This is a genomic window from Desulfothermus naphthae (genome assembly GCF_054657475.1).
The window spans coordinates 251,466-277,770 of record NZ_BAAHYQ010000002.1; the positions used below are offsets into that span (position 1 = coordinate 251,466).

A 26,305-nucleotide genomic window follows, 5' to 3' on the forward strand; every position below is an offset into this window, starting at 1 on the left:
ACTCCTAGAAGACAAAATTGTCACTATTTTCTCTGCAAAATCATCCTTTTCATAAGGAAAACGATTTTTGTTCCAAGTTGGGCATTAATAGGTGTTTGAGTTGTCTTGGTTCAGCGTGAAAAGGGATTTTCCCAAATAAAAATAAGCTAATTTTAATTTACAAAAAGGTCTATAAAAGATAGATGTCCCCGGGACGCCCACTCCTTTGCCCCTGGCGAAGGGACTATTATTTTTTTGTATTGTACCCTAAGCATAATTTTATTTTCAAGCTTATCTTTTGGCGTTATGTATCCTATGGCACTATGAAGACGTTTAGAATTGTAGTATTCTACAAAATCACCTACTATTCTCCTGGCATCACTGAGGGAGATAGGGCAGTGGAGCCGTATACACTCTTTCTTTAAACTTTGATGCCATCTCTCTATTTTTCCATTGCTCTGAGGATAATAAGGAGAAGTGCGTACATGACTCATTCCCATTACTCGGATAAACTCCTTAAAATCTTTTGCAATAAATTGAGGACCATTATCAGATATTATACGAGGACTATTGTCTGGAAATTTCTCTTTTGCCCTTTGAAGTATTATCTCCATATCTGCTTCTCTCATTTTCTCCCTTATCTCCCAATGTACGATATATAGACTATAACCATCTAAAATACTACACAAATAATAAAAGGTTCCTCTGATGTATATTATATTTCATATACATCTGATAGAAGTATATTGTCCAATAGATTTTTCTTCAAAATCATCACTTTTTCTTGTGGGGTGTAATGTCTTCTTTTCTTACTCATAACTCTTCTCCTCAAAGTTTAATCTTTGCTAACATACTTTGAGGAAAATTCCAATTCCGTCTGAGGCAAGACACATTCACTCTCATCCTCAAAGTTCACCTTCACTTTCACTCTTTCACTATTCCAACTCCCTCACTTGTCCATCAACTATAGTATACTTTGTGCCATCATAACTATCAATTGCAATTCCTTCTTCATCAAACTCCATTCTGTTGCCACCCTTATCAACCCAGCCAATTCTCTTGGCAGGAATTCCTACCATCAAAGCAAATGCTGGCACATTTTTATTTACAACTGCACCAGCTCCAATTAGTGCATACTGTCCAATTGTAATTCCACAAATAATTGTGGCGTTTGCTCCTATGGTACATCCTTTTTTTAATAAAGTTTTCTTAAATTCACTTCTTCTATTTATAAACGCTCTTGGATTTATTACATTTGTAAATACACACGAAGGACCTAGAAAAACATCATCTTCAATTTCTACTCCTTCATAAATAGATACATTATTTTGAACTTTTACTCTATTTCCAATTTTTACATTAGGACCTACAACACAATTCTGTCCAAAAGAACAATTTTCACCTATGGTAGTATTTGGCAGTATATGGCAAAAATGCCAGATTTTTGTTCCATCTCCAATAGAAACATTTTTATCTATATAAGAAGAAGGGTGTACAAAAAAATTATCCATATAAAAATCTTTCATAAAAATTATTTTAATTTTTGTTCTGCTAAAGGATGCACTCTTTCATTAAAACCAATTGGTTTAATATTTCTAATTCTATAAACCAATTCGATTGATGGTCTTGCATCTTTAATTCCAAATCCTCCGCCTTTTAAAATATCCTTATAGACAATAGTATGAAGATCAGCAAATACCCCTGAAAATTCTATTTCTTTTCCATCTACAGTAATTGATCTATAAGTTCTTTTATTTTCTTTCACGGCTTCTTCAGGCAAATCCCTGGCATCCACAGATAAAAACCACCTCACTTCTGCCTTTTCAAGCTCTATATAACCTGCCATCTTCTTTAGTGGTTCTGAATAATGCACTTCTTGATGTTTTACTGTTCCAAAAATCCAAATTAGCATATCGAAAAAATGAACTCCAATATTTGTTGCAACTCCACCTGATTTTTGAATATCACCTTTCCATGAAATAAAATACCATTTTCCTCTTGAAGTAATGTAAGTCAAGTCAATTTTATATTTATCCTTTTTCTGTTCCCATTCTTTATCAATTTGTTTTTTTAATGTGATTAGCGAAGGATGAACTCTTAACTGCAAAATATTATAGACCTTCTTGCCTGTTTCTTCTTCTATTTCCTCTAATGCGTCTAAATTCCAAGGATTTAAAACAATCGGTTTCTCACAAATAGCATCTGCTTGGTTTCTTAAAGCAAAACGGATATGAGCATCATGCAAATAATTTGGAGAACATATAGACACATAATCTATTTTTTGACCTTTACGTCTTAATTTGTCTACATGACGATCAAATCTTTCAAATTCCACAAAAAAATGGGCCTCAGGAAAAAAGGAATCAATTATTCCAACACTATCATTAGGATCAAATGCTGCCACTAAAACATTTCCTGTTTCCTTAATGGCCTTCATGTGACGGGGTGCTATATATCCTGCTGCTCCAATTAAAGCAAAACGTTTCATTAATTTTTCTCCTTTTATAAAGGATTGTGAAAAAATTCTATCTTCTACGTTCCTTAAATGTTAATCCTTAAACCTTGAATTTCAAACCTTATCCCCTCAGTCCAACAACTCCTCATACTCTTTCATCTTTCTTTTCACAAAATCCCGGGTTATCCTAGCTTTTTCTTTCACGCCCTTTGGAGTAAGTAGGTATTTGTATGCCCATTTATTTTTTGAATTTAAAAATCTCTCTGTTTTTATAACACCTTTTTTAACAAGTTCTTTAATAATATAGTTGGTTTTGCCAAGAGATATTCCAATTGATTTAGCTATTTCCCTTTGAGACGCCTGCGGGTTTTTATAAATAATATTTAAAAGTTTAATAATAGACTCTTCCTTTTCCATATTCAGTTCCTTTTGTTCGTTAATTGAACGCAAATATATCATTGATTTTAAAATGTCAAGAAGATTGTAGGGGAGTAAATCTGTGTGGAATTTTTGAGGGCCTAAGGCAAAAGGGTTATAGAAAAACCCGTGTAATTAGCGCTATTACCGTTTCGTCGCCACATCTTTCCTGAGACATAGGGTTTTTGTTACTTAAAAGTTTAATTTGTAAAGATTTTTCTATAAATTTAACTAGTTAGCACAAAATTATACAACTCTAGGTATTTTGATACGACTATTTTTATGTCAAAATTTTTTTTGATATACTCTCTTGAGTTCTTGCCAAATTGTTCCCTTAACTGTTTATTATTTATTAGTTTTTCTATTGCCTTTGCAAGTTCTATTGGATTTCTGGCTGGCACTAAAAAACCATTGAAATTGTTTTTCACCACTTCTCTACAACCAGTAACATCTGTTGTGACTAATGGCTTTCCCATGCTCCCTGCTTCAAGCAATGTTCTTGGCACACCTTCTCTATAAAAACTTGGTAAAGTCACAATATCACTCATTGCTATTATTTCTTTTATGTTTTTCTGAAACCCAAGCCATTTAACAGACTTCCAATCAGGCAAAAAGGCATTCTTATTACCCTTATCAACATCGCCCACATAGACAAATTGAGCTTTTTCTTTTAAAATCTCGGCAGCTTCTATATATTCAAGCACGCCTTTGTCTTTTATTACTCTTGCTATCATTAAGATAATTGGTTTTTGGAGATTTAAATCAAATTTTTTTATAAGATTTATAGGCTTTGGTGCAGGATTAAACATTTCTGTATCTATTCCACTTGATCTGATTACAACAGCTTTATCTTTAGAAACAATATTTTTCTCAATAAAATATTTATAATCATCTCCATTTTGAAACACAATCGCTTTTGTGTCTTTTGTCGTCATTTTATATAAAAATTCAATTATCTTTCTTACAACTTTGGACTTTGCGTTGTTGTGGACAAAAAAACTTCCTAGACCAGTGACTGTGTTTATCCTTTTTTTATGTCCTGTTAGATTGCCATAAATATTGGGTTTGTGCATAAATGTATGCAAAATATCGGCATTTATTTTATTTATTGAATTTTTTATACTGCATATTGTTTTTAACTCTTTAAAAGGATTCAAACTATTTCTTTCAATCTCATAGTCAACTGCTATCACACCAAAGTCTTTAAATTTTTCAAAATATTCGCCTTTAGGACATACGGCAAAAACACGATAATTGCGCTTCACTAATTCTACCATTATCGGTAATCTAAAAAGATATAAATTTAAATCTAAATGAGAAAGAAAGGCTATTTTCATTATTTTAATTTTTCAATAAAATCTTTACTTGTCATTATTTTAATTCCACAACTGTAAAACTTTTTATTATTTGTGGTAAGAATATTGTATTTGTTATACTTGGCATAAAGACATTGTAGCATATCTTCAAAATTAATTTTCTCTTTTAAACAAAGGGTATTAGCTTCATCAATAAATATTAGATTTATGTATTCTGTTTTTCCACACTTCCAAACAGACCATCGCCCATAACATCTTTGCCCTTTTTTCTTCTGAAATACTTATCTTCTTATTTAACAAATCATCGATAAAATTTCTTTTTATGAAATTTTCCGAATAACAACCTTTTTGTAAATAATCAAAAATAAATTCTTTCAATTCTTTATTTACCCAATCCTTTAGCGGGACTTCAAAGCCCCTTTTTGGCTGATTAATTAATTCGTTTGCTAAATATTTTTTTGCTAATTGCCTTAAAATATACTTTGTTGTCAGCTTTTTTATTTTCAAATTGTCGTCAATTTTGGGGGCAAATTCCAGTATATATTTGCTCAAAAAAGGACTGCGTCCTTCTAATGAGTGTGCCATTGTTGCAATATCCATCTTTACAAGCAAATCAGAAAAAAGTATCAACTCAAAGTCAAGATACAACATTTTTGAAAGATTTGTTAACTCTTTGTCGTTTAATATATTTCGTATGTATTCCTTTAAATTTTCTATTAAATCGTTTTTACCAAAAGTGTATATATCTTCAAAAATATCCGTCGTTGCAGACAGGTAAAAATCAATGCCCTTTTTTGAACTCATGCTTAAAAGTCTGTAAAGATAATTGTAGTATGATTTTTTATTATTTGATTTTGGTAATAATTTTGTTAGAAAAGAAAAATTTTTAGCTATGTTTATTATATTATTTACCATAGGAACATATCGTCTATATCCTGCAAACAGTTCATCTGCTCCATCACCATTTAGTATTACTGTTAAATATTTCTTTGCTTCTCTACTTACATAAAAACTTGGAATTGCACTTGAATCAAAAAATGGCATTCCATAATTGGACAATATTTTTTCTATATCATTTTTTAAATTCATTGTTATTTCAATTTCGTGATGTTCGGTTGCATATTTTTTTGCAGTCAACCTTGCTAGATGAGATTCATCATAAGCACCTTTGAATTTTACTGTAAATGTCTTCAATTTATTAACATGTCTTGAAGCAATAGCAACAATTAGGGAACTATCTATTCCACCACTTAAAAAAGCTCCAACTTCAAGATCAGAAGACAATAACCTATTTTTAACGCTAATATTCAATCTGTTTTCAAGGCTATCTAGCGTTTCATTTTCTTCTGAGATTTTTTCATTTTTGTAATAATTTAAGATATTAAAGTATACGTGTTTTTTTATCTCTCTTTTTTTGATGTCATATATAGCATAATACCCATTTTTAAGTTTAAAAACATTTTTATAACAAGTAGTTTGAAAGGGGAATAAACCGCATCTTAGGTAAGTCTCTATAGCTTGTTCATCTATTTGCAAATTTGTCAAAAATAGAAAAGAATTCAACTCACTTGCAAAAAAGAAGATATTATCTTTATGATAAATATATAAAGGCTTTTTTCCTGCTCTATCTCGTGCTAAAAATAAAATTTTCTCTTTATCATCATAAATTGCAAAAGCAAACATTCCATCTATTTTGTTAAATAGATTTTCCTTAAATTTTATGTAAAGATAAAGGAGAGTTTCGGTATCAGAATCTGTTTGAAAATTAAAATCTTTTAAGTATGCAGTCCTTAACTCTCTGTGATTGTAAATTTCTCCATTAAATATAATAGTATAGTGCTTAAAAGAAAAAGGTTGTTTTCCTTTTTTTATATCCTGTATGGCAAGGCGGGTATGAAGTAGAAATAAATTGTTTTTTTTAAAAATACCTAAATCATCAGGTCCACGATGTTTTAAGCTATTATGCAAAAACTTAAAATCAACATTTACATCAATTCCACCGGCTATTCCGCACATACTTTAATTTATTACCTCTATTTTCGTTTTATTTCCAACCATGTAAACCTTGTCACGGATTTTTAAAGTAGATTATCCATGAGCCCTATTAACAGGTTTTGCCTTTGCTGATCTCCTATATTTCATCCATGATCTCTCTATGGATTTCATAATCAAGGGCACTTGTTACATTTTCCAACACCAGAACTACAGAATTACCATAAATTGCCATTGCAAATGCAATTCTCTGGCCTTAGTCGCAAATGTTTTATCAAATTCTTTCCATCTAACTTTTTAGATATAATTATCAAAGGATCAGCTTGAAATTTGTTACAATACGTCCTAAAAAGAGACTGACTTCTCTTTAATCTTTTTTAAAAACTTATCCCTGCATTCATAAGAACAAAAATAATATGTTTTATCTCCGTCTTTGACTCGTATATCTGAATTTATAGATACATATGTGTTACAAACAGGGTCTTTTACCATCTCGCCAGCCTTAATTCTTTTTGTGATATCTTCTTTCACTTTATGTTTTTTTTCTCCTGTTATCAGCTTATAAAGCAAATAGCCAGCAAAAAAAACTATTACTAATTTGAACATAAAAAACTCCTTAAATGTGAAGGTTACTCATATTGCCAGATTTTGTTGCCCCTTATTTTGTACTTCAACTGTTCCAAATAGAGTTTTATTTTTTTTCCGCCCGGGGTAATTAATTGAGGTTCAATTTCCAAGAGGGGAATTAACACAAATGCCCTTTGAAACATCCTTGGATGTGGTAAGATAAGTTCAGATGTGTGGATTATAAAGTTATCAAATAGGATTAAGTCTAAATCAATTATCCTTGGTCCCCATCTAATATCTCTTTTTCTTCCCATCATGTTCTCAATCTTGAGTAATTTTTGTAAAAGAGTTATAGGTGTAAATCTATTTACATTGAGTTTAATTGCCTGGTTTGCAAACCAGGGCTGTTCTTTTAACCCTTGAGGTTCAGTAAAATAAACAGATGATGTCTTTAATATGCTTAAGTTTGGGTCTTTTTTTAAGTAGTTTATTGCACTATTAAGATTTTCTCTAGGATCTCCCATGTTAGATCCAAGGGAAATATAGGCCGTGGCCATTTTATTTATCCGTGAGTTAAAATTTATGCAAAAATCAAAAAAAATTCTCTTAAATTCACTCCTTGATAGGTATATCGAACACCTTATAGTGGTCAAGGGTTTAGCTGAAAATTCCATCTATGCTTATGAGTCGGATCTTGTGAATTTTTTGAATTTTCTGGAAGAAAAAGGGGTAAAATTAACTCAGGTCAATGAAGATATCTTGTTTTTATTTTTTTTAAGCCTGAAACAAAAAGGGATCTCTAATAAGACCCTTTCGAGAATCCTCAGCTCTATTAGGGGTTTTTTTGACTTTCTCGTGTCAGAGAATGTTATGGAAAATAATCCTGCCCGTCTATTTGACGGCCCAAAATATTCCAGGACCTTGCCTGATGTGTTGACCAAAGAGGAAGTATTTCGCCTGATAGAATCACCTGATTTAAACACCAAGTATGGTTTTAGGGACAGGACAATGTTGGAGCTCATGTATGGATCTGGGCTCAGGGTCTCAGAGTTATGTGATTTAATTCTATTTGACATAGATTTTGAAGGAGGTTTTTTAAGAATCACAGGAAAGGGAGATAAACAGAGGGTAGTTCCTGTTCATATACAAGGGCTAAAACTGTTAGAAGAATATATAGAAAATATACGCCCAAAATTTTCACCAAAAACAGATAATGTTTTTTTAAATAGATTTGGAAGGCCAATAAGCAGACAGGCCATATGGAAGATAATAAAATATTATGCTAAAAAGGCAGGAATAACAAAAAATATATCACCCCATACCTTGCGTCACTGTTTTGCAACACACCTTTTAGAGGGCGGGGCTGATCTTAGATCTGTTCAAATTTTGTTGGGTCATTCTGATATCTCCACAACAGAGATTTATACCCATATCCAGACATCAACAATTCTTGAAATGCACAAAAAATATCATCCAAGGGCATAAAAATTATGAACCAGAGAAAAAAAATCAAGGCAGAAACCATCATTACCTGCCATAGGAATGCTGATTTTGACTGCATTTCTTCAATGGTGGCTGCGCGTAAACTTTATCCAGAGGCTGTTTTGATCTTTCCGAGTACTCAAGAAAAATCCATGAGAAATTTTTTTATTCAAAGCACAACATATTTGCTTAATTTTCACACTATAAAGGATATTGATATAGATGCGGTTAAAAGGGTTGTTATATGCGATACAAGACAGATATCTCGCATAAGCCACATAAAACCAATTCTAGAAAAAAGAGATGTTGAAGTACACGTTTTTGATCATCATCCTGACACACAAGAAGATATTGATGCAGATAAAAAGGTTGTAAGAGAGATAGGTGCAACTACATCTATTTTGGTATTAATCCTAAAAGATAGGGGAATTAATATTACCCCTGAAGAAGCAACTATAATGGGTATAGGAATTTATGAGGATACAGGGGGATTTTTGTTCTCATCAACAAAACCTGAGGATTTTGAGGCTGCAGCCTGGCTGAGAAAAAAGGGGATGGATGTTATTTTGATTTCTGATTTTATGCACCGGGACCTAGATGTTCAACAGGTTTCCCTGTTAAATAGCCTCATAGAATCTCTATCCAAACACAATATTAATGGTATTGATGTATATATTACTACAATTTCAACAGATTACTATGTAAAAGACTTTGCACTTGTTGTTCATAAATTGATAGAAATGGAAAATATTTCTGTTATTTTTGTCATAGCAAGGATGCAGGATCGTATTTTTGTCATAGCAAGGAGTAAAATTCCTCAGGTCGATGTTGGAAAAATTTGTGCTTCATTAGGTGGAGGAGGACACCCTTATGCTGCTTCAGCTACTATAAAGGACAAAACTCTATCTCAGGTAGAAGATGAATTATTTGGTTTGCTCTATTCTTATATCAATCCAGAAATAAAAGTATCTTTATTGATGTCATCTCCTCCACGGTGTGTTACAGAAAAAGAGACCCTTGCCAGGGCGGCCCATATCATGACCCATTATGGTTTAAAGGCTGTTCCTGTCCTGGATAAAGAAGGAGGCAGGTGTGTTGGAATTTTAGAACATCAGGTTGCTGAAAAGGCAAATTCTCACGGACTGGGTGATTTGCCTGTATCAGAATATATGAGGACAAACATTTCTACTGTTGAACCTAAAGATAATTTATATAAGATAATGGAAATTATAATAGATCATCGTCAGAGACTTGTTCCTGTAGTAGAAAATGGCAAAGTGATTGGGGTGGTTACCAGGACAGATCTTATAAATTGGATGGTGGAAGAGCCTGCCAGGATACCAGAAGCACTTTCACCTGAAAGGAAGCAGGAAAAGAACGTAAGGTCCCTTATGAAAAATAGATTACCCGACCATATATTTAATATTTTAAAAAAGGCCGGGGAACTTGGTGAGAAATTGGGATATAATGTATACGCAGTAGGGGGTTTTGTGAGGGATATATTTCTGTCACGTCCTAATCTGGATATTGATTTAGTAGTTGAAGGTAATGGTATTAAATTTGCGGCAAAGTTTGCCAGGAGCTTAGGGGGAAGGATTAGGGCACACAAAAAGTTTCAAACTGCAGTGGTGATCTTGCCAGATGGACAGAAAATAGACGTTGCAACAGCAAGGTTAGAATACTACGAGCACCCAGCAGCCCTGCCAACAGTAGAACTTTCTTCAATAAAATTGGATCTTTTTAGGCGAGATTTTACAATAAATGCCCTGGCCGTTGAATTAAATCCACAAAATTTTGGAAGATTAGTTGACTTTTTTGGAGGCCAAAAAGACATCAAAGAAAAAAAGATTAGGGTCTTACATTCTCTTAGTTTTATTGAAGATCCAACGAGGATACTTCGTGCCCTAAGATTTGAACAGAGATATAATTTTACACTGGGAGTCCAGACAGAACGGCTTATAAAAAATGCCTTAAAATTGGATATGCTAAGTAAATTGTCTGGTAGCAGAATTTTTCATGAGTTGAAGCTGATCCTGGAAGAAGAAGATCCAATTCCATGTTTAAAGAGAATGGAACACTTTGATATATTGTATAAAATACATCCAGTATTAAAATTAAATAATAAAAAAAATAAATTATTAGAAGAATTGAAAAAGGTTTTGAATTGGTACTCTCTTTTATATACTTCTCCTACACCCACGAGATGGATAGTATTTTTCCTGGCACTAACTTATGAATCAAATACTGTTGAAGTAAGTTCTGTCTGTAATAGATTAAATTTATCCAAAACTCAGACAGAATTTTTAATATCAATTTGGGAACAAATAAAGAGAGTAGGACAACAACTTTATAAATACCAAAAAAACAGAAGTCCCCTTAGCGATTTATATTTTATTCTGTCTCCAGTACCTGTGGAGGGTATTTTATTTTTAATGGCATCATCTAAATTAGAACAGATAAAAAAGATAATTTCTTTATATTTGAGTAAATTGAAAGATATAAAGATTGATATTACTGGCCATGATTTAAAAAATATGGGTATAATTCCAGGACCTCAATATGGATATATTTTAAAGGAAATCCTTAAAGCAAAGATTGATGGAAAAGCACCACACAGAGAAGCCCAACTTGATTTAGCTAAAAAATTGGCAAAAAAAACAACCAATTCTAATTACTCTGTCTGAATTGAAGCTAGTTAAAATAAAAAATAGAGTCTATTGCATAGGTAGTGGTAAAAAATATTAGAAATATAAATATGGTTTAGAGGCGGAAATAGCAATAACCAAAAAGCTTAAGTAATAGCTGTTGCAGTGAATTAAAAAAGTAAAAATGAAGTCCATGTCTGGTTATGGGCAGTGCCTTAAATAGAAGCGATAGTATGATATAAATCTGATAAAGGAGCGATATGTGATAGGGGATTTAGGGTTAATACTAAAGTAGGCTGTTAAACTCTACGAAATAACAAATTGTTCACAATATTTGTCCTTCAATCTGGAACAGATACCCTAATTTTAGAAAAGTGATTTTGTTTTATAGCTTGCTAAAATATAGTTTTTGAAACTAAATATTATGTAAAATAAAATGAATGTTTATGATTTATAGATTTTAATGGTTATTTTTTAATTCTTAATTAGGCTTGACATTTTATTTCAAATTTTGCTAAATCCAAAGTGACTGAATTATTATTCAGATTTTTTCTAAAAAATTTTAATAAATTAGAAAAAATAGTTTATGCAGAATAGGGAAAGTAAAAAAAATGAAAAATTTGAGAGGATTTTAGAAGCTGCTATAAAAACCTTTTCAAAACACGGTTATTATAAAGCTACTATTTCTCAAATAGCCAAAGAAGCAGGTGTAGCAGATGGCACGATTTATCTATATTTTAAAAACAAAGATGATATCTTAAAAAGTTTTTTTTCAATTAAAACCAAACAAATTTTTGCAGGATTTAAAGAGGAGGTGAAAAAGGGTAGGAGTGCTTTAGATAAACTCAGGAGATTGATTCATAGTCATTTAGGATCTTTTGAAAATAATAGAGAAATGGCAATAGTCTATTTGGTAGAGTCGAAAAAACGAACCAATTTGTCAAAAGATAAAATCAAAGAAATGTCTGCTTTATACTTTGAATTGGTAAAAGAGATTGTAGAGTTGGGACAAAGGGAGGGGACTATTAGAAAAGGTCTTTCTATTCCTTTAGTGAAACAAATGATGGTAGGGGCGATTGATGAAGTGATAACCACTTGGGTTTACACTTCGAAAAAATATACTTTATCTTCAATGGCCGATCCCCTGATGGATTTAATTGTAAAGGGCATTGGCAGTGACAAAGAAAAATAATTAAAAAAAAGGAGTTAGCTATGGCACAACAATTAGCAGATCGTAGGGATGTTGATTTTGTTCTTTTTGAACAATTAAAGGTGCAAGAGTTGAGTGAGAAGTATGAGAAGTATGCAGATTTTAACAAAAAGACCATTGAATTAATTTTAAAGGAAGCTAGGAATCTAGCAATTAACGAAATTTTACCAACAAACAAGATTGGTGATGACGTAGGGGTCAAACTTGAAGATGGGAAGGTCTATGTTCCTGAAGAATTTCATAAGGTGTATGAATTACTGAAAGAAGGTGAATGGATAGGCATGGCTGAAAGTCCAGAATGGGGGGGACAGGGTATGCCTCGTTCAGTCGCCATGGCAGCAGACAATTATTTTATTGGGGCAAATCCTTCCTTTCAGATCTACATGGGACTTACAGTTGGCGCTGGTCACTTGATTGAGGCCTTTGGAACTGATGAACAAAAAAAATTATTTCTAAAGAAACTTTACACAGGAGAATGGGCCGGGACAATGCTTCTTACTGAACCCCAAGCAGGTTCTGACGTAGGTGCGCTGACAACCACGGCTGTAAAAAATGATGATGGTACATATTCTATTACTGGAAACAAGATCTTTATTACAGGTGGTGACCAGAATTTTACAGAAAACATTATTCATCCAGTTCTAGCAAGAATCGAAGGGGCTCCTCCAGGAACCGATGGAATCTCTCTTTTTATTGTCCCAAAATATTGGGTCAATGAAGACGGCTCATTAGGTGAGTTTAATGATATAGTGTGTACAGGTATTGAAGAAAAAATGGGACTCCACGGCAGTGCTACTTGTTCTTTAGCATTGGGTGGTAAAGGTAAATGTCGTGGTCTGCTTCTAGGTCAAGAAAATAAGGGTATGAGAGAAATGTTTCTCATGATGAATCAGGCTAGACTGCTTGTGGGTTCCCAGGGTGCTGCAATGGCATCTGCGTCCTATTTAGAAGCTGTAAATTATGCTAGGGAAAGGATTCAGGGACGTCATTTAAAGAATTTACGCGATAAAAGTGCTCCTGCAGTACCTATAATTCAGCATCCTGATGTTAGAAGGATGCTTATGTACATGAAGGTGTATGTGGAAGCACTTCGTTCCTTACTCTGGTATGTTGGACTTTTGGAAGATTTAAAGAGAGTTACTGAGAGTGAAGAAGAAAAAGAAAAATATCAAAATATTATTGATGTATTAATTCCAATTTGCAAAGGTTATGGTTCAGATAGATCTTATGAAGTAACTAATTGGGGTGTACAGGTATTCGGCGGATATGGGTACACAAAAGAATATCCAATGGAACAGTTTGTACGGGATTGCAGGATTACAATGATTTATGAGGGCACTAATGGTATCCAGGCCATGGACCTTTTGGGCAGGAAATTGGGCCTAAAAAAGGGCAAGGCATTTATGGATGTTATGGGGGAAATCCAGAAGACTGTAGCAGAGGCAAAGGCAATTGATGCGCTTAAACCTTTTGCTGAAGAATTAGAAAAGGCCTTAAACAAGTTGGGAGAAGTGGCACAGACTATTGGTGGTAAGGCCATGAGTGCTGAAATATTGACTGCATTTGCCCATGCTTATCCATTTATGGAAGTGGTAGGAGATGTTGTTATGGCGTGGATGCTTCTTTGGAGAGCAGTAGTGGCAGTAAAGGCATTGGAAAAAGCAAAGAAAAAAGATATTGCTTTTTATAATGGTCAGATAAAGAATATTGAATACTTTATTTATTCTATCCTTCCTATTACAATGGGTAAGATGAATATGATACTGAATATGAAGGATACTGTGGCTTCTATTGATGAAGATTCTTTTGGTGGTAAATAATAGGGAGCTGGGATTTAATTGAAAATGGGGCGAGGTTTCGCCCCAAAAAAAATTTATGAGGTGAATTATGGAAATGGTATTAACTCCTGTTGCAAAGGTAACGATACTGGGAATACCTCTCTCACTTCTTGCTATATTGGTTCCCCTGGTGGGAATTTTAGCCTTTTGCTATATAATGGCCAGGAGGCTTATTCCCCTGGCAAAGGCTCAACCTGATCCTAGATTTGACAGGCCTAAAGAGAGATTAAAAAATGTGTTAAAATTTTGGTTAGGCCAGTATAAACAGCCTAGATATTTAGTGGCTGGTGTAATTCACATAGTGATCTTTGCTGGATTTCTTATTTTGTCAATTCGTTCTACCTCTCTGGTTATAGAAGGGTTTAATCCTGATTTTACCTTTCCAGGCCTAAAGGGATTTTTGGGGTCTATTTACAATTTTTTTAAAGACTACGCGGCTACATTTGTGTTAATTGCCTGTATTGTAGCAGGCATAAGAAGAGGTATTTTTACGCCTGAAAGATACAAAGTTCCTCCTAAATACGGTAAAGACCATACCTTTGAGGCCCTATTTGTGTTAGGACTTATCAGTACTCTTATGATATTTGAAAGTCTTTACAGCGCCTCTATTGTTGCGGCACAGAAACAACAAGGGCTACATGCTGAATTTCTACCACCTTTAACTATAGCATGGTTCTTTTCCAAGGTGCTGAGTGGTGCTCCCAAGGGTTTATTACAATTTCTCAACACTACATCATATTTTATTCATGATATGGTTTTCTTTTTCTTCCTTTGTTTTTTGCCATTTGGCAAACATTTTCATGTTATAACCTCCATTTTCAATGTTTACTTTGCAAAACTGGAACGTGGAACAGTTAAGCCAGTTAAATACGGTGTGTCTGAAGAGGAACTGGACAATTTACCATACTTAGGTGTTAAATATATTGAAGACTTCACGTGGAAAAATATTTTAGATTTTTATACTTGCGTGGATTGTGGAAGGTGTGCTGATATGTGTCCAGCAAATGCAGTGGGAAGGCCTTTAATTCCTAGGTTTTTAACCATCAAGGCAAGAGAACACATTTTTGAGAGATTTCCAGTATTAGGGGAGATAAAACCAAAAGAACCCTTGATTGGAACTATATATGAGGAAGATGAAATTTGGTCATGCACAACATGTGGATCCTGTGAAGAAGAATGTCCAGTATTAAATGAATACATCAATAAAATAGTTGATTTAAGACGTGGAATGGTGGACGAAGGTTTAGTTCCTCAGACTCTTCAAAAGCCATTGAATGCACTGGCAAAGCGGGGAAATCCATATGGCAAAATGGAAAAAAAGAGAGCAGATTGGACCAAGTCCTTAGAAGATGTAGAAGTGAAAATTGTTGGTAAAAAAGTTCAAGTAGAAACACTTTATTTTGTGGATAGTGCTACGTCCTATGATGAACGTGCAAATGAAATAGCACGGTCAGTTGTAAAGATATTACATGCATGTGGTGAAGACTTTGGCATTCTGGGAAAAAACGAAAAAGATTCAGGACATGAGGTCAGGAGATTTGGAGAAGAAATGCTCTTTTTCTCTTTAAGGGATCAAAATATTGATGCAATACTACAATCTGGATGTAAAAGAATAATAACTGCCGATCCTCACGCATATAATGCCTTAAAGAAGGATTATGAGGGGATTCCTCCGGTTGAACATATTTCAGAATATCTCTTGAGAAAAATAAATGAGGGCAAACTTAAATTTAAACCCATTGAAGATTCCAACCTAGTCTTTACTTATCACGATCCCTGTTATTTAGGAAGACATAACCTTATATATGATGCTCCAAGAAAGGTTTTGGATGCAATCCCAGGACTAAAAAGAGTTGAAATGAAGAGGCATAAAGATAGGTCTTTTTGTTGTGGTGGTGGTGGACTTATGCTCTTTTATGAGGCCCCAAATGAGGAACAGCGTATGGGACAGGTAAGGGTGAAAATGGCCGATGAAGTTGGTGCTAATGTAATTGTTGTATGCTGTCCTTTCTGTTTAACTCATTTGGAAGATGGAGTAAAAACTACTGGCTTTGAGGGAAAAATTCAGGTAATGGATTTAACAGAATTAATAGTTAAACAATTAATAATAGAATAATTAGTGGGAGGTGAGTATGGAAATTTTAGTTTGTGTAAAAAGGGTTCCTGATCCAGCGGAAAATGAAATTGAGATCAATAGTGATGGCACCGATATTGAGAGAGACGATTTGGTCTATTCAGTAAATGAGTGGGACAACTATGCTGTAGAAGAAGCAATCCAGATCAAAGATAAAGTGGGAGGTTCTGTTACTGTTGTAACTGTTGGTGATGAAGAAGCAGATGAGGTGCTTAGACGTGAAATGGCAATGGGTGCGGATAAAGGAATTCACGTGAATGATGAGACATTGGAAGAAACAGATGGTTTAGGTATTGCCAAGGCTTTGAAGGCAGTGGTTGAAAAAGGTAATTATGACTTGATTTTAACAGGTGCTCAGGCAGATGATGGAGCCGCTCAGGTGGGTGGTATGTTGGCAGCCCTCTTAGATCTTCCTTATGCTTCATTGGTAAACTACATTGAGATAATTGACGACAATACATTGAAGATTGGGAGGGAAATTGAAGGAGGAAATCAGGAAATTAATGAAATAAAAATGCCCTGTGTACTTTCTATTCAAACAGGTATAAATGAACCCAGATATGTTGGTATTAGGGGAATTAGAAAAGTAGCTGGTGTTGATATACCTGAGATGGAACTATCGGACCTTGGGCTTTCAGAAGACGATGTTGCACCAAAGGTGAAGAGGTTAGACTATTTTATTCCAGAAATGGGAGAAGGTGCTGAGATCTTAGAAGGTGACATGGAGGAAATAGCAGAGAAGTTGGTTGAACTCTTGAAAGCCAAAGGAGGAATCAAATAATGAGTAAAGAAATTTTTGTATATATAGAACATCACGATGGAGTGTTAGACGACTCTGCATTGGAATTAATAAACGCAGCTAAGAAAATAGATGAATCTGCCAATGTAGTTGCATTAGTATTTGGAACAGGCGATAATTTGAACAAGGCATGTGAAGAGGCTGCCAAAACTTATAATACTGTTTGGAAAGTTGACAAAGCAGATCTTACTTATCCCAATGCTGAAATTATCAGGCCAATGCTTGTCAATATCTTACCTAAAGGATCTGTTTGTCTCATTCCCCATGATACATTTGGGATAGATTTAGCTCCTGGACTCTCTGTGAAAATGGAGGCCTCTTATATACCTGATGTCATTGGTATAGACAAAGTTGAAGGAGATAAAGTAGTAGCTATCAGGCAGGAATTTAGTGGGCAGGTATACACCCACGTTGAGGCTGACATGTCAAATGGCTTGGTTATTACAATTAGACCTGGATCCTTTGAACCTGATGAATCAAAAGGAGCAAGCGGTCAAGTTGTTGATAAGAGTGGCGATGCTGGAGATGTTGAAGCCAAGAGAAAATTTATAGAAATAAAGGAAGCTGAAGTAGGAGATGTAGATATTACACAGGCAGATATTTTGGTATCTGTTGGACGTGGTATTGGTGAACAGGAGAATATTGAACTGGCAGAAGAGTTGGCTGAGGCATTAGGTGGCGTAGTCTCTTGTTCAAGACCAGTTGTTGATGCAAAGTGGCTTGACCATTCCAGACAGGTAGGAACATCCGGTAAGACGGTTAAACCAAAGGTTTATATTGCCGTTGGTATTAGTGGAGCTTTTCAACATGTTGCTGGTATCAAAGGAAATCCATTTATCGTTGCAATTAATACAAATCCAAAGGCTCCAATTTTCCAGGTTGCCGATGTTGGTGTAGTTGAAGATTGTATTGAATTCTTACCAGTATTAACTGAAAAAGTTAAAGAAATGAAATAAACTAAATCATTGTTTGCTTGTTAATTACACCTGAAAAATACTACACTACAGATTCTGTAGTGTAGTATTTTTTTATCTCTTCAAAAAACTGGACTAATAAAAAATGAAATTCAAAATTGATTTAAAGAATCACTGTATAGAAACGGCTTTAAAAGGATTATATAACAGGGCTATATCTAATTATTTTAAAGATCCTACAAAAATAAATGAATCTCAAATAGCTGGTCTGGAATTAGCTTTAAAAAATTTGAATTTTTCCATGCTAAGGTCAAAATATCCTGAATTAAGTGGGGGTTATGAGGAGCAAATAACTCTGGATATTGGGGAAGAAAAAATTTCTATACATATTCCAGCTTATGAACATTCAATAGATATTGAATTTACTAATTCATAGATGAGATTCTTAAGAGATTATATTTGACAAGAATTAAATATCAGAGGTTAGTAAGGTAACCAATATTTTTGTTTGACTTTAGTACTTTTTAACCCCGACCAGTTAAATGGTCGGGGTTAAAGATTTTTATTTGCCTAATTCCTGAATTGTTCTTTGAATAATGTTGTCTTGAGTCTTACGGCTTATATCTACAAAATGGGCGCTGTAGCCAGCAACTCTCACTATAACCTCCTGATATTTTTCAGGATCCCTCTGTGCTGCTCTTAGAGTTGCATCATCTATCATGTTAAATTGAACATGATCTAATCCTAGCTCTGCCCAGGTTTTCATATAAGCCTTCCACAATTGATATCCTTTTTCTCCTGCAAGTTGAGTAGGTGACAAACGTTGATTTAGCAAAAAGGCACGTCCATGTCCTATGTGGTCTATCTTACCACATGATTTTAGCACTGCAGTTGGACCTTTTTTATCCAAACCAGGTCCTGGAGATATTCCGCCGTCATAGAGTGCATCTCCAAGTCTACGACCATTGGGAAGGGCTCCTACTATGTTTGCATAGTGGATATTACCACTTACGTTCTCAGGTAATGCTGGCCAGGGATTCCCTGATGGACATTTCATCTCTTTGGAATGACGGGCCACTTCATTTAGACAGCGCACCATAATTTCATCAACATAGTCATCATCATTGCCCCATTTAGGTGCGTTTTTAACAAAATCAAGACGCATCTCTTCGTATCCTTCCCAGTTGGCTTCTAGCGCAGTTAAAAGCTCATCCATGGTATATTTCTTCTCTTCAAATACAAGTTTCTTTACCGCTGCAAGGCTATCTATATTCTCTACCCATGTGAAAAAGGTTACCCATGCATTTCCTCTCTCTCCCTCAGGATTTACTATGTCAAGACCACTCTCAACGGACCTTTGTGAGATAGCTGAGAGAAAAGGACGTCCGAAGAATTCAGGATCCTTGACTCTGCCTAGGTTGATCGTGCGTACCAAAATATTCATCAACCATTCCATCTGTTTTACCCAGGCCTGAAAGAGTTCTTCAAAATCCTTGAATTTTCTTGCATCCCCTGTCTTTGGTCCCATCTGCATCTTCACCACATTATCGTAACCATTAAAAAGGGCATACTCTACTATTTTAGCTGTGTTTGCGGTGGCAGAGGCCATACGGAAAGGTTGAAAACCATGTTTGGTAGTAGGGCATGGAGACATGCAAGCCTGATGTACCCATAACCTTGCCTCTTCCAATGGGTGTTTGTGCCAGTGCATGGCATTGGCAACTAAAATGGGATCATTTCGCATTGATGGATAACCCAATCCATGGCGTATACACTCGAAACATTCCCGCATTACTTCATCTTTTACATGGGGATGCCAACGGAAACCAAAGGTGGGATTAGAGACTCGCACGAGTCTGGCTGCTTGTAAAAAGGCAATTGTCAAATCATTACATGCATCAGTACCATCCGGTTTAACTCCTCCCAAGGTCCAGACCCAGGTACCAGTAATACCCTGGAGTCCTTCTCTTGCCCATCTAGGAGCAAACATTCCTACCTCATAGGCCCTGATAAGAAATTCACCCACAAGATCAAGGGCCTCTTCTTTTGTTAATCTCTTATCAATATTTACGTCTTTGTCATAATAAGGACCGTGATAGTAATCAGGACGTGCTGGCCACGCACCTTCATATGCCTCAAATCTTGCTAACACCTGGATAAAGTGGTCAAACTGAAAAGATTCTTGGAGATTTCTGGGTGGATGAGCAGGCACACGTTCACAGGTCTCAGCAATGCGTAGAAGTTCTTCTTTTCTTTTTGGGTCAGTCTCAAAGTTCTCAGCAATAATTCTGGCAAGTCTGGCATAACGATTTGCATAGCGAATAGCTGCCTCCAAAATAATCCTCATGGCCTCCCAATTTTGAATGCGATCATATAGTGGCAGAAGCTCAGGACCAGGATTACCTGAAGTTTTTTCTTCGGCCTCTTCTATCCGTCTATCAATTTCATCTAGAATATCTTCAAAACCCCGCTTACCTGTCATAATATATTCATAGTCTTTTCCCGCATATCCATAAGCTGAAGTAGGTACTCCCCAACCAATTGCTCCACTTACAAATTTTACAGCATCTTCTGGATCTAGAATCCTTACAAGTTTATCCACTGCGGTCTGACCATTCCAATAGTCATTGATTTCTGCAATAATCTTCAAGGATTCTTCTTCTGGCTCAGGTATAATGCCTGGCTCATTATAAACCTCTTCATTTACCATGCTAACCCCTTCTGGGAACCATTGCAGCGTATGGGGTAAACTTCCAACATATCCTACTAATTGAGCATAGTCAGTGATAAAAATAGTAATATTATCCAAAACATGGGCAAGGGCCTTGGCCTTTCTCAACATGATAGGATCATGCTCGTTTTCTTTCCATGCCTCTGTAAAGAGTATTGGTCTCTCAAGATCAACCTTTATTCCTGGATTATAGTTTCCACCAATAGCTCCCTTTTTCCAAACTGCTTTTCTCAGGTAGTCCAATCGTTTTGACCGTTTTTTCTCAGCTACAAACCACCATTTTTGTTCTTTTTCAAGCTGCTCAACGCTCTTATCCAATTCTTGGCTTGCCAAGCTTTTTTCCATCTTTGCCTCCTAAGCTATAAATTCTTTTTAATTTTTTGGTTTACTTTAAAAGCTTACTCAAACATAATCTCTGATCTGACTTACAACTTCCTATTTTTTCTGAAAGGATGGGCAATTAGAAGCATCCTGGTCGGCATCTACGGGCTTAGCCTTATAATAGGCCTGTCGTGGATCAACCACCCTCATAACGCAATCCCCTGTTGAAGGATCATCCTCTAAGGGAAAGAAATTTTTACATTCTTTACATGTGGCCATATTTATCACCTCCTATTATTATATTTTTTTGATTTGTCTTCATCTATAAACTGTTACCTTTTACCATCTCTTTGTTAATTTTTTTTTGTCGCCCTTACAATTGCATTCTCTATGCCATAAATTGCAAATGGATATAACATATTTAATTTAAAAGATTTTTACGTTCAATGTTAAGATGTTTTATTCTCCCTTTTTTTCAAATCAGACAACATGTCTTTTTTTTTAATGTGTATAAAACTTATTCTTTGAAATAATTAAAATTATTAAAAATGAGTCATATTGACTTTACGAGACATTTTGTCCAAAATTTTTAAACTTTACCCTAATAGTCCTAATTTCGTATTAAAATGGAGGAAGTGAGATTATAAGCATACATTTTAAGCATACATTTTATAAATATTATACTGAATATATTTAAGACTTTATATAAATGAATTTTTTACCATGCGTTAACGCTTATATTTTAATATTTATTAAATAGCACATAACAATAGACAAAACACATGAATCTATTTTTTTGCAATTAGAAAAAAATTTTTTTAAATTCGTTGCTTGTGTATTTCCACGATTTGATAAAAAAATTGCTAAAACAATATAGCAAGTTATTATAAGTATGGGCTTTTCTATTAGTGGTATTAAATTTGCAAAATTTTATACAGCTTAGATTAGCCAAATTTAAAATTAATTATAAAATCGTAACAAGTTGGAAAAATTGAACCTTTAGAAATGGAGCTAATAAATGGGTATATCTAAAGATCGGTTTAAAAATTCTCCAGAAGAGATTAAAGGCAAAACTACAAGAGATAAAAAGGTAGGAATACTTTTTTCTGGGGGTACTGATTCTACTTATGCAGCATGGACACAGATACCTGAATTTGATAAGATCTATTTGGTTACGTTTGTAAGACAGGGATTTAGAAATCCGGCCAATGTGGAGGAGGCTGTATATCGTTTGAGAAAAGCGGCACCTAGTAAAGAAATAATTCATGAATTTGTTGATTTTGAAGATATATATCAAAAGATAACTCCTCACGAAGAAAAGTGGCAAGTTCAAAAAGAAGTACTACAACAACAGATCGGTCCGCTATGGGAGGATAGGCATGGTGTGAAAAAAGGACGGGAGGCTTATGTTAAAAAAAGAAATAAATTATTCATGGCTAATGAATGTCTACAATGTAAAATTGCCATGCATATTGCGGCTATTAAATATTGTTTAGAAAGAAAAATTTTCAATCTTTGTGACGGAAGTAATGAGGAACAACTAGATGATGGAACTCAAATTGAGGATGTCAAGATGGTAGCATCAGAAATTTTTCGCCACTTAGGAATAAACTATTATTCCCCTATCTTTAATTCACATCCAGATGAGAGGTGTAAAGCACTTTATGAAGCTGGTATAACCGACCATAGGGATCATAAACGTCTAGAAAAGACCCATCAAATTCCATCAAGACAGATTCAGTGTACAATCCCGTCTGCTGCTTTATGGACGGTATGCATATTTCGTTGGTTAGTGTATGACGGTCAATCCTGTGGTGAATATATAGAAATGTGTCGTCAATATTACACACAGGAAATGGAGAAGGGATTACGCATGTTCAATTTGATATAAAATCAGAAAAAATTATAACTCGTAAAAATTATTGTAGGAGCTTGGTGATGGTGAAGAAACCTCCAATAATAGATGAAGGATATTCCAAATTCTGGAGAAAAAATCGTTCCACCAATGAATTAACAGAGTTGGCATTTACTCTAAAGGCTTTACGTAAAGTTGCGAGTCATATTGGCAGAAATGTAAGGCCTATATACTGGAAAGGAATGAGTGAGGCAGACGAAAGTTCAATACATCTTGATCCCTCTCAAGTAAAAGGAGTATATCCCATTCCCTTTAAAAAAATTGATCGTCTTGTGGGACAGGTAGTTTTAGAAGCCATTTCTTCTATGGAATGGACAGAATGGGTTAGGAAAAATGTTATTAAACAATTTTGTAAGACACCTGAGACTGAATTGCGCTTTCTTGAAAGTCTGATTGACGCTGGTGAGGTTATTTATGTTTATAAAAGGGTATTATCACATCCTTGTTGGCCTCATTATCTTGTTGCATATCTGAAAAATACATTACAAAAAACCTTTAGAGATCCTTCGCTACCCCCCACTCCTAGTAGTTTAGCTGGTGTATGGCAGAGGATAGCGATTTTAGGTGAATTACCACCACCTTTGCATTCCTATTATGAAAGGCCACTACAAATATTACAAGAATACACAAATTTTATAACTAATTTAACAACCACATTAGACCCACGAAAAAGAAGAGAAGAACGCGTTACCATATATGAACAGATGTGTATGGAAATTCAACGTGTCATTTCAGAGTGGGAAAAGTTTGAGTTAAATGATGAATCTTCTTCTATCAAATTCAAAGAAGAAGGCGCAGAAAGGTCTGAACCAAGTGATACAGAGGAGGATAAGCAGTTACACAAAAATAAAGAAACTCCTTCTGACGGTCTGGATCCTGACCTTGCTAACAAGGTTCAATCATTAATGGATGATGAAGATACTGATTTAACTAAAGAAGTTGCACGGGTAGTGGAAACGCCTGATGCGGTATCCATGCAAACCATTATTAGAGATGGTGTTGTTGAATCTCAAATCATTCCAGACAAGATTCAGGTGAAACGACTCAGAAAGATCTTTTTAAAACAGGATGTCTTTATGATGAGATCTAGAAAAAGACGAATGAGAAGAGGGCTTTTTCAAGGGAAAATAGATGCACGTCGCCTTTTTAGAGTTCCAATTGACGGAAGAATATTCAAATTTAGGGATAAACCAAATACTGAACATTTGTGGAATATAATTATAGTTGCTGACGCTTCTGCTTCAATGGGTGGACTTAGTGGATCTATTAGGCCCTGGGATTTTGCTGAACGCACCTTTGTCTCCCTTGCTCAGGCGTCAAGATATTCTCGCAATCATCTGGAGATTTACGCTTATCACGAAAAGGGTGGTCAATGTATACTTACCCGACTGCTTGGGAGAAGAGGTGAAATATACACAGTGGTTCCTGGAGGAAGAACTCCTTCTGGACAGGCCATAGCAGCGGCTGCCTTAATGTTGAAAAAAAAGTACAATAAAAGTCTAATTATACATATAACTGATGGTGCCTCCAATTGTGGACTGCCTTTACCTGAGGCTATAAAATATTGTCAAAAAAAACATATAGATGTTGTTACCATCGGTTGTGGGTGTAATCAGCAAACACGGGATTTTCTTAAAGCTTGCTTCCCTCCAGAGAAACTCTTTTTTATGGACCATATCACTGCACTGGCAACTGGGTTAGAGAGACTTTTTAAACACAAAATTTTACAACAATAACTTATGAAGAGAGGATAAAAGGAAGGTAATCTTTTTAAAAGTGATTTAGTGGAAAGAACTACAAGAAAGAAAAGGGGACCCAAAAGAATCCCCTCTAAATTAGTATTTTTTAAAATTTTAAAATGTCTCTGCCACAAAATTTTTTACATTGGGTACTTTTTCGAAAGTAAGAATTTTTTCTACTAGTTGGTCTGACTTTTCCTTCCCTAATAGAGGAATACAAAGATCGAGAAATTTTTCCTTGATCTTTTTTCTTTTTATTTCCAGTCCTGGAATCATCTCTAAAATATCGTAAAATTTAGAATAAACTTTACCGTCAATGGTTTCTATCTTAACTTCAGCTTCCAAAGCATTGAATTTATCATTAAGCTCAACTGATATTTTCTTCATAAATTCCTGGACCTTAGGATCATTGACTTTTTCATCAGTAAAGGCGACACTACCAGTGTTACCTCTAAGAACTGCATTGGCTACACAATAGGGGATAGAAAATTTACCCTCAAGGCCTGTTTTAGGCTCTAACTTTCCAGCAGCATCAATTGCAAGTTGAGAAGTGTAAATTTTTATTGATTTTATCTGGTCAGGGGTAAGAGAAGTTTCTTCAATTATGCCCAATACAGCCTCAATAGGTGAATGGGTGCCATGACATGAGGCATGGTATTTTTGAGCAAGATTTTCTATTTCCCAACTTTTACCTAAAGTTTCTAGAATCTGTTCATTTGCCTGACCTTTTAATACCTGAAAAAAACCAAGAGGACCTTCCAATATATCTTCAGCACTGGTGAAGCCTTCACTAGCCAAAAGGGCTGCCAAAAGTCCTCCTTCTGAAGACCTTCCTGCATGAAAGGGTTTGCACATTGTTCCAAAATTTCTTTTAAGCCCTGAGGATTGAGTTGCAGCGATTCCAAGGGCATAAACCGTTTGCTGCTCATCTAATCCTAATAAACGAGCACATCCGGCTGCAGAGGCCAAGTAACCAAGGGTGGAAGTCGCATGCCATCCACTCATATAGTGATCCAATCCTGCGCTTGCACCTATGGTCGCACCTGCTTTTAATCCTATTATATAGGCAGTCAACAATTCCTGACCTGATTTTTCTTTCCATTCAGCAAGTGCTAATAAACTTGGTAACAAAGTCACAGTGGGATGACCTAAAAATGCCTTTAACGTATCATCGTAATCAAGTACATGAGAAGCCGCTCCATTAATAAGAGTGGCTTGACTCACTGTTTTTTTTATGCCATGACCAAGCACTGTGGCCTGTTCATATCCACCCATCATGTCGGCATATCGAATAAGAATCTTAACTAACGGATCGTCTTTACCCCCGATTGTTACTGCAATCCAATCCATAAAAGCTATTTTAGCATGCTCATAAACTTCTTTGGGTATTTGATCTTCCTTTGTATTAACTACAAAGCGTGCAATTGCACGTGTAAAACCTATTTTTTCTTTCTCCATTGTCTCAACCTCCTTTAAAATTAGCGGCTATAAGCCGCCATCATTAACTAAAGGACTTACTTTTTGTGCCAGGGAAGTCGTGCTTCTGGATTAGACCAAAATATCGCCAGTGATAGAGAGATAGCAAAACCCCCAATACAAAATGCAAACCATCCACCAAACTTCCACATTCCTACGTTAGACATCTTTAAGAGCCACAGGCCAATTAATATATTTATCCATCCCCATACAACGTTTAATGCAGGTCCTGATTTTGGAGAAAATGGTGTCATATGTCTCTTACCGCATATTCCTTGAACCAAATGCGGTATTGCATTAAAGAGAAATATCCCCGCAAAAAATGCAGCTATTCCCATTTTTTAACCTCCTTTAAAGATTTACTGTTTTTTAGAT

The 26,305-nt window shown here is 35.1% G+C and carries 22 protein-coding genes; 10 read left to right on the forward strand and 12 right to left on the reverse strand.

Annotated features, from left to right (window positions below; all coding sequences use genetic code 11):
- Positions 1-152: 152 nt before the first annotated feature.
- The 8 genes from ACYQ1E_RS10630 to folK form a co-directional block, all read right to left on the reverse strand.
- On the reverse strand, positions 153-698 hold the full coding sequence (locus ACYQ1E_RS10630) for a transposase (RefSeq protein WP_459879358.1): 546 nt from the start codon (positions 696-698) through the stop codon (positions 153-155).
- A gap of 216 nt (positions 699-914) precedes the next feature.
- Positions 915-1,490, reverse strand: a complete 576-nt coding sequence (locus ACYQ1E_RS10635) for an acyltransferase (RefSeq protein WP_459879059.1) — start codon at positions 1,488-1,490, stop codon at positions 915-917.
- A 20-nt stretch (positions 1,491-1,510) separates the two neighbouring features.
- Positions 1,511-2,467 carry a Gfo/Idh/MocA family protein gene (locus tag ACYQ1E_RS10640; protein WP_459879061.1) on the reverse strand — a complete coding sequence of 319 codons (957 nt, stop codon included), beginning with the start codon at positions 2,465-2,467 and terminating at the stop codon, positions 1,511-1,513.
- 96 nt (positions 2,468-2,563) lie between these two features.
- A complete protein-coding gene (locus tag ACYQ1E_RS10645) occupies positions 2,564-2,851 on the reverse strand; it encodes a MarR family EPS-associated transcriptional regulator (protein WP_459879063.1) in 288 nt (95 codons plus the stop codon).
- A gap of 227 nt (positions 2,852-3,078) precedes the next feature.
- On the reverse strand, positions 3,079-4,188 hold the full coding sequence (locus tag ACYQ1E_RS10650; RefSeq protein WP_459879065.1) for a glycosyltransferase family 4 protein: 1,110 nt from the start codon (positions 4,186-4,188) through the stop codon (positions 3,079-3,081).
- Positions 4,189-4,356: 168 nt separating this feature from the next.
- On the reverse strand, positions 4,357-6,183 hold the full coding sequence (gene asnB, locus ACYQ1E_RS10655; protein WP_459879067.1) for an asparagine synthase (glutamine-hydrolyzing): 1,827 nt from the start codon (positions 6,181-6,183) through the stop codon (positions 4,357-4,359).
- A 321-nt stretch (positions 6,184-6,504) separates the two neighbouring features.
- Positions 6,505-6,765, reverse strand: a complete 261-nt coding sequence (locus tag ACYQ1E_RS10660) for a transcriptional regulator (protein ID WP_459879069.1) — start codon at positions 6,763-6,765, stop codon at positions 6,505-6,507.
- Positions 6,766-6,788: 23 nt separating this feature from the next.
- On the reverse strand, positions 6,789-7,283 hold the full coding sequence (folK, locus tag ACYQ1E_RS10665; RefSeq protein WP_459879071.1) for a 2-amino-4-hydroxy-6-hydroxymethyldihydropteridine diphosphokinase: 495 nt from the start codon (positions 7,281-7,283) through the stop codon (positions 6,789-6,791).
- A 25-nt stretch (positions 7,284-7,308) separates the two neighbouring features.
- Here folK and xerD point away from each other — a divergent pair, with 25 nt between their 5' ends.
- The 8 genes from xerD to ACYQ1E_RS10705 all read left to right on the forward strand — a co-directional run bounded on the left by xerD (position 7,309) and on the right by ACYQ1E_RS10705 (position 18,184).
- Complete coding sequence (xerD, locus tag ACYQ1E_RS10670) at positions 7,309-8,211, forward strand: site-specific tyrosine recombinase XerD (RefSeq protein WP_459879073.1); 903 nt, start codon at positions 7,309-7,311, stop codon at positions 8,209-8,211.
- Positions 8,212-8,216: 5 nt separating this feature from the next.
- The gene (locus tag ACYQ1E_RS10675) at positions 8,217-10,892 is read left to right on the forward strand and encodes a CBS domain-containing protein (protein ID WP_459879075.1); all 2,676 of its coding nucleotides are present in this window, start codon (positions 8,217-8,219) and stop codon (positions 10,890-10,892) included.
- A 547-nt stretch (positions 10,893-11,439) separates the two neighbouring features.
- Entirely contained in the window at positions 11,440-12,045 is a 606-nt protein-coding gene (locus ACYQ1E_RS10680; RefSeq protein WP_459879077.1) for a TetR/AcrR family transcriptional regulator, read from the forward strand.
- A gap of 20 nt (positions 12,046-12,065) precedes the next feature.
- Complete coding sequence (locus ACYQ1E_RS10685) at positions 12,066-13,883, forward strand: acyl-CoA dehydrogenase (protein ID WP_459879079.1); 1,818 nt, start codon at positions 12,066-12,068, stop codon at positions 13,881-13,883.
- A gap of 67 nt (positions 13,884-13,950) precedes the next feature.
- A complete protein-coding gene (locus tag ACYQ1E_RS10690; RefSeq protein ID WP_459879081.1) occupies positions 13,951-16,017 on the forward strand; it encodes a 4Fe-4S dicluster domain-containing protein in 2,067 nt (688 codons plus the stop codon).
- A gap of 16 nt (positions 16,018-16,033) precedes the next feature.
- Complete coding sequence (locus tag ACYQ1E_RS10695; RefSeq protein WP_459879083.1) at positions 16,034-16,816, forward strand: electron transfer flavoprotein subunit beta/FixA family protein; 783 nt, start codon at positions 16,034-16,036, stop codon at positions 16,814-16,816.
- Positions 16,816-17,790, forward strand: a complete 975-nt coding sequence (locus tag ACYQ1E_RS10700; protein ID WP_459879085.1) for an electron transfer flavoprotein subunit alpha/FixB family protein — start codon at positions 16,816-16,818, stop codon at positions 17,788-17,790. The genes ACYQ1E_RS10695 and ACYQ1E_RS10700 overlap by 1 nt, the downstream gene beginning before the upstream one ends.
- 103 nt (positions 17,791-17,893) lie before the next feature.
- A complete protein-coding gene (locus ACYQ1E_RS10705; RefSeq protein ID WP_459879087.1) occupies positions 17,894-18,184 on the forward strand; it encodes a hypothetical protein in 291 nt (96 codons plus the stop codon).
- Between the two features lie 126 nt (positions 18,185-18,310).
- Here ACYQ1E_RS10705 and ACYQ1E_RS10710 read toward each other — a convergent pair whose 3' ends face one another.
- Together ACYQ1E_RS10710 and ACYQ1E_RS10715 are read right to left on the reverse strand one after the other, a co-directional pair.
- Positions 18,311-20,824, reverse strand: coding sequence for a pyruvate formate lyase family protein (locus ACYQ1E_RS10710; RefSeq protein ID WP_459879089.1), 2,514 nt, complete (start codon positions 20,822-20,824; stop codon positions 18,311-18,313).
- Positions 20,825-20,914: 90 nt separating this feature from the next.
- On the reverse strand, positions 20,915-21,079 hold the full coding sequence (locus ACYQ1E_RS10715; protein ID WP_459879091.1) for a benzylsuccinate synthase gamma subunit family protein: 165 nt from the start codon (positions 21,077-21,079) through the stop codon (positions 20,915-20,917).
- 739 nt (positions 21,080-21,818) lie between these two features.
- Here ACYQ1E_RS10715 and ACYQ1E_RS10720 point away from each other — a divergent pair.
- Together ACYQ1E_RS10720 and ACYQ1E_RS10725 are read left to right on the forward strand one after the other, a co-directional pair.
- Positions 21,819-22,691: a 7-cyano-7-deazaguanine synthase gene (locus ACYQ1E_RS10720; RefSeq protein ID WP_459879093.1), complete on the forward strand. Its 873-nt coding sequence runs from the start codon at positions 21,819-21,821 to the stop codon at positions 22,689-22,691.
- Positions 22,692-22,738: 47 nt separating this feature from the next.
- Positions 22,739-24,451 (forward strand): vWA domain-containing protein, encoded by a 1,713-nt coding sequence (locus ACYQ1E_RS10725; protein ID WP_459879095.1) that lies wholly within the window; start codon positions 22,739-22,741, stop codon positions 24,449-24,451.
- Between the two features lie 117 nt (positions 24,452-24,568).
- Here the strand turns inward: ACYQ1E_RS10725 and ACYQ1E_RS10730 are convergent, their stop codons facing one another.
- A complete protein-coding gene (locus ACYQ1E_RS10730) occupies positions 24,569-25,912 on the reverse strand; it encodes an MmgE/PrpD family protein (RefSeq protein ID WP_459879097.1) in 1,344 nt (447 codons plus the stop codon).
- 56 nt (positions 25,913-25,968) lie between these two features.
- The gene (locus ACYQ1E_RS10735) at positions 25,969-26,268 is read right to left on the reverse strand and encodes a hypothetical protein (RefSeq protein WP_459879099.1); all 300 of its coding nucleotides are present in this window, start codon (positions 26,266-26,268) and stop codon (positions 25,969-25,971) included.
- Positions 26,269-26,305: the final 37 nt, after the last annotated feature.

Excerpts from the sequence above, each read along its gene's own strand:
- ACYQ1E_RS10635 (WP_459879059.1), bottom strand. The coding sequence starts at position 1,490 with ATGGATAATTTTTTTGTACACCCTTCTTCTTATATAGATAAAAATGTT.
- ACYQ1E_RS10640 (WP_459879061.1), bottom strand. The coding sequence starts at position 2,467 with ATGAAACGTTTTGCTTTAATTGGAGCAGCAGGATATATAGCACCCCGT.
- ACYQ1E_RS10645 (WP_459879063.1), bottom strand. The coding sequence starts at position 2,851 with ATGGAAAAGGAAGAGTCTATTATTAAACTTTTAAATATTATTTATAAA.
- ACYQ1E_RS10650 (WP_459879065.1), bottom strand. The coding sequence starts at position 4,188 with ATGAAAATAGCCTTTCTTTCTCATTTAGATTTAAATTTATATCTTTTT.
- asnB (WP_459879067.1), bottom strand. The coding sequence starts at position 6,183 with ATGTGCGGAATAGCCGGTGGAATTGATGTAAATGTTGATTTTAAGTTT.
- ACYQ1E_RS10660 (WP_459879069.1), bottom strand. The coding sequence starts at position 6,765 with ATGTTCAAATTAGTAATAGTTTTTTTTGCTGGCTATTTGCTTTATAAG.
- folK (WP_459879071.1), bottom strand. The coding sequence starts at position 7,283 with ATGGCCACGGCCTATATTTCCCTTGGATCTAACATGGGAGATCCTAGA.
- xerD (WP_459879073.1), top strand. The coding sequence starts at position 7,309 with ATGCAAAAATCAAAAAAAATTCTCTTAAATTCACTCCTTGATAGGTAT.
- ACYQ1E_RS10675 (WP_459879075.1), top strand. The coding sequence starts at position 8,217 with ATGAACCAGAGAAAAAAAATCAAGGCAGAAACCATCATTACCTGCCAT.
- ACYQ1E_RS10680 (WP_459879077.1), top strand. The coding sequence starts at position 11,440 with ATGCAGAATAGGGAAAGTAAAAAAAATGAAAAATTTGAGAGGATTTTA.
- ACYQ1E_RS10685 (WP_459879079.1), top strand. The coding sequence starts at position 12,066 with ATGGCACAACAATTAGCAGATCGTAGGGATGTTGATTTTGTTCTTTTT.
- ACYQ1E_RS10690 (WP_459879081.1), top strand. The coding sequence starts at position 13,951 with ATGGAAATGGTATTAACTCCTGTTGCAAAGGTAACGATACTGGGAATA.
- ACYQ1E_RS10695 (WP_459879083.1), top strand. The coding sequence starts at position 16,034 with ATGGAAATTTTAGTTTGTGTAAAAAGGGTTCCTGATCCAGCGGAAAAT.
- ACYQ1E_RS10700 (WP_459879085.1), top strand. The coding sequence starts at position 16,816 with ATGAGTAAAGAAATTTTTGTATATATAGAACATCACGATGGAGTGTTA.
- ACYQ1E_RS10705 (WP_459879087.1), top strand. The coding sequence starts at position 17,894 with ATGAAATTCAAAATTGATTTAAAGAATCACTGTATAGAAACGGCTTTA.
- ACYQ1E_RS10710 (WP_459879089.1), bottom strand. The coding sequence starts at position 20,824 with ATGGAAAAAAGCTTGGCAAGCCAAGAATTGGATAAGAGCGTTGAGCAG.
- ACYQ1E_RS10715 (WP_459879091.1), bottom strand. The coding sequence starts at position 21,079 with ATGGCCACATGTAAAGAATGTAAAAATTTCTTTCCCTTAGAGGATGAT.
- ACYQ1E_RS10720 (WP_459879093.1), top strand. The coding sequence starts at position 21,819 with ATGGGTATATCTAAAGATCGGTTTAAAAATTCTCCAGAAGAGATTAAA.
- ACYQ1E_RS10725 (WP_459879095.1), top strand. The coding sequence starts at position 22,739 with ATGGTGAAGAAACCTCCAATAATAGATGAAGGATATTCCAAATTCTGG.
- ACYQ1E_RS10730 (WP_459879097.1), bottom strand. The coding sequence starts at position 25,912 with ATGGAGAAAGAAAAAATAGGTTTTACACGTGCAATTGCACGCTTTGTA.
- ACYQ1E_RS10735 (WP_459879099.1), bottom strand. The coding sequence starts at position 26,268 with ATGGGAATAGCTGCATTTTTTGCGGGGATATTTCTCTTTAATGCAATA.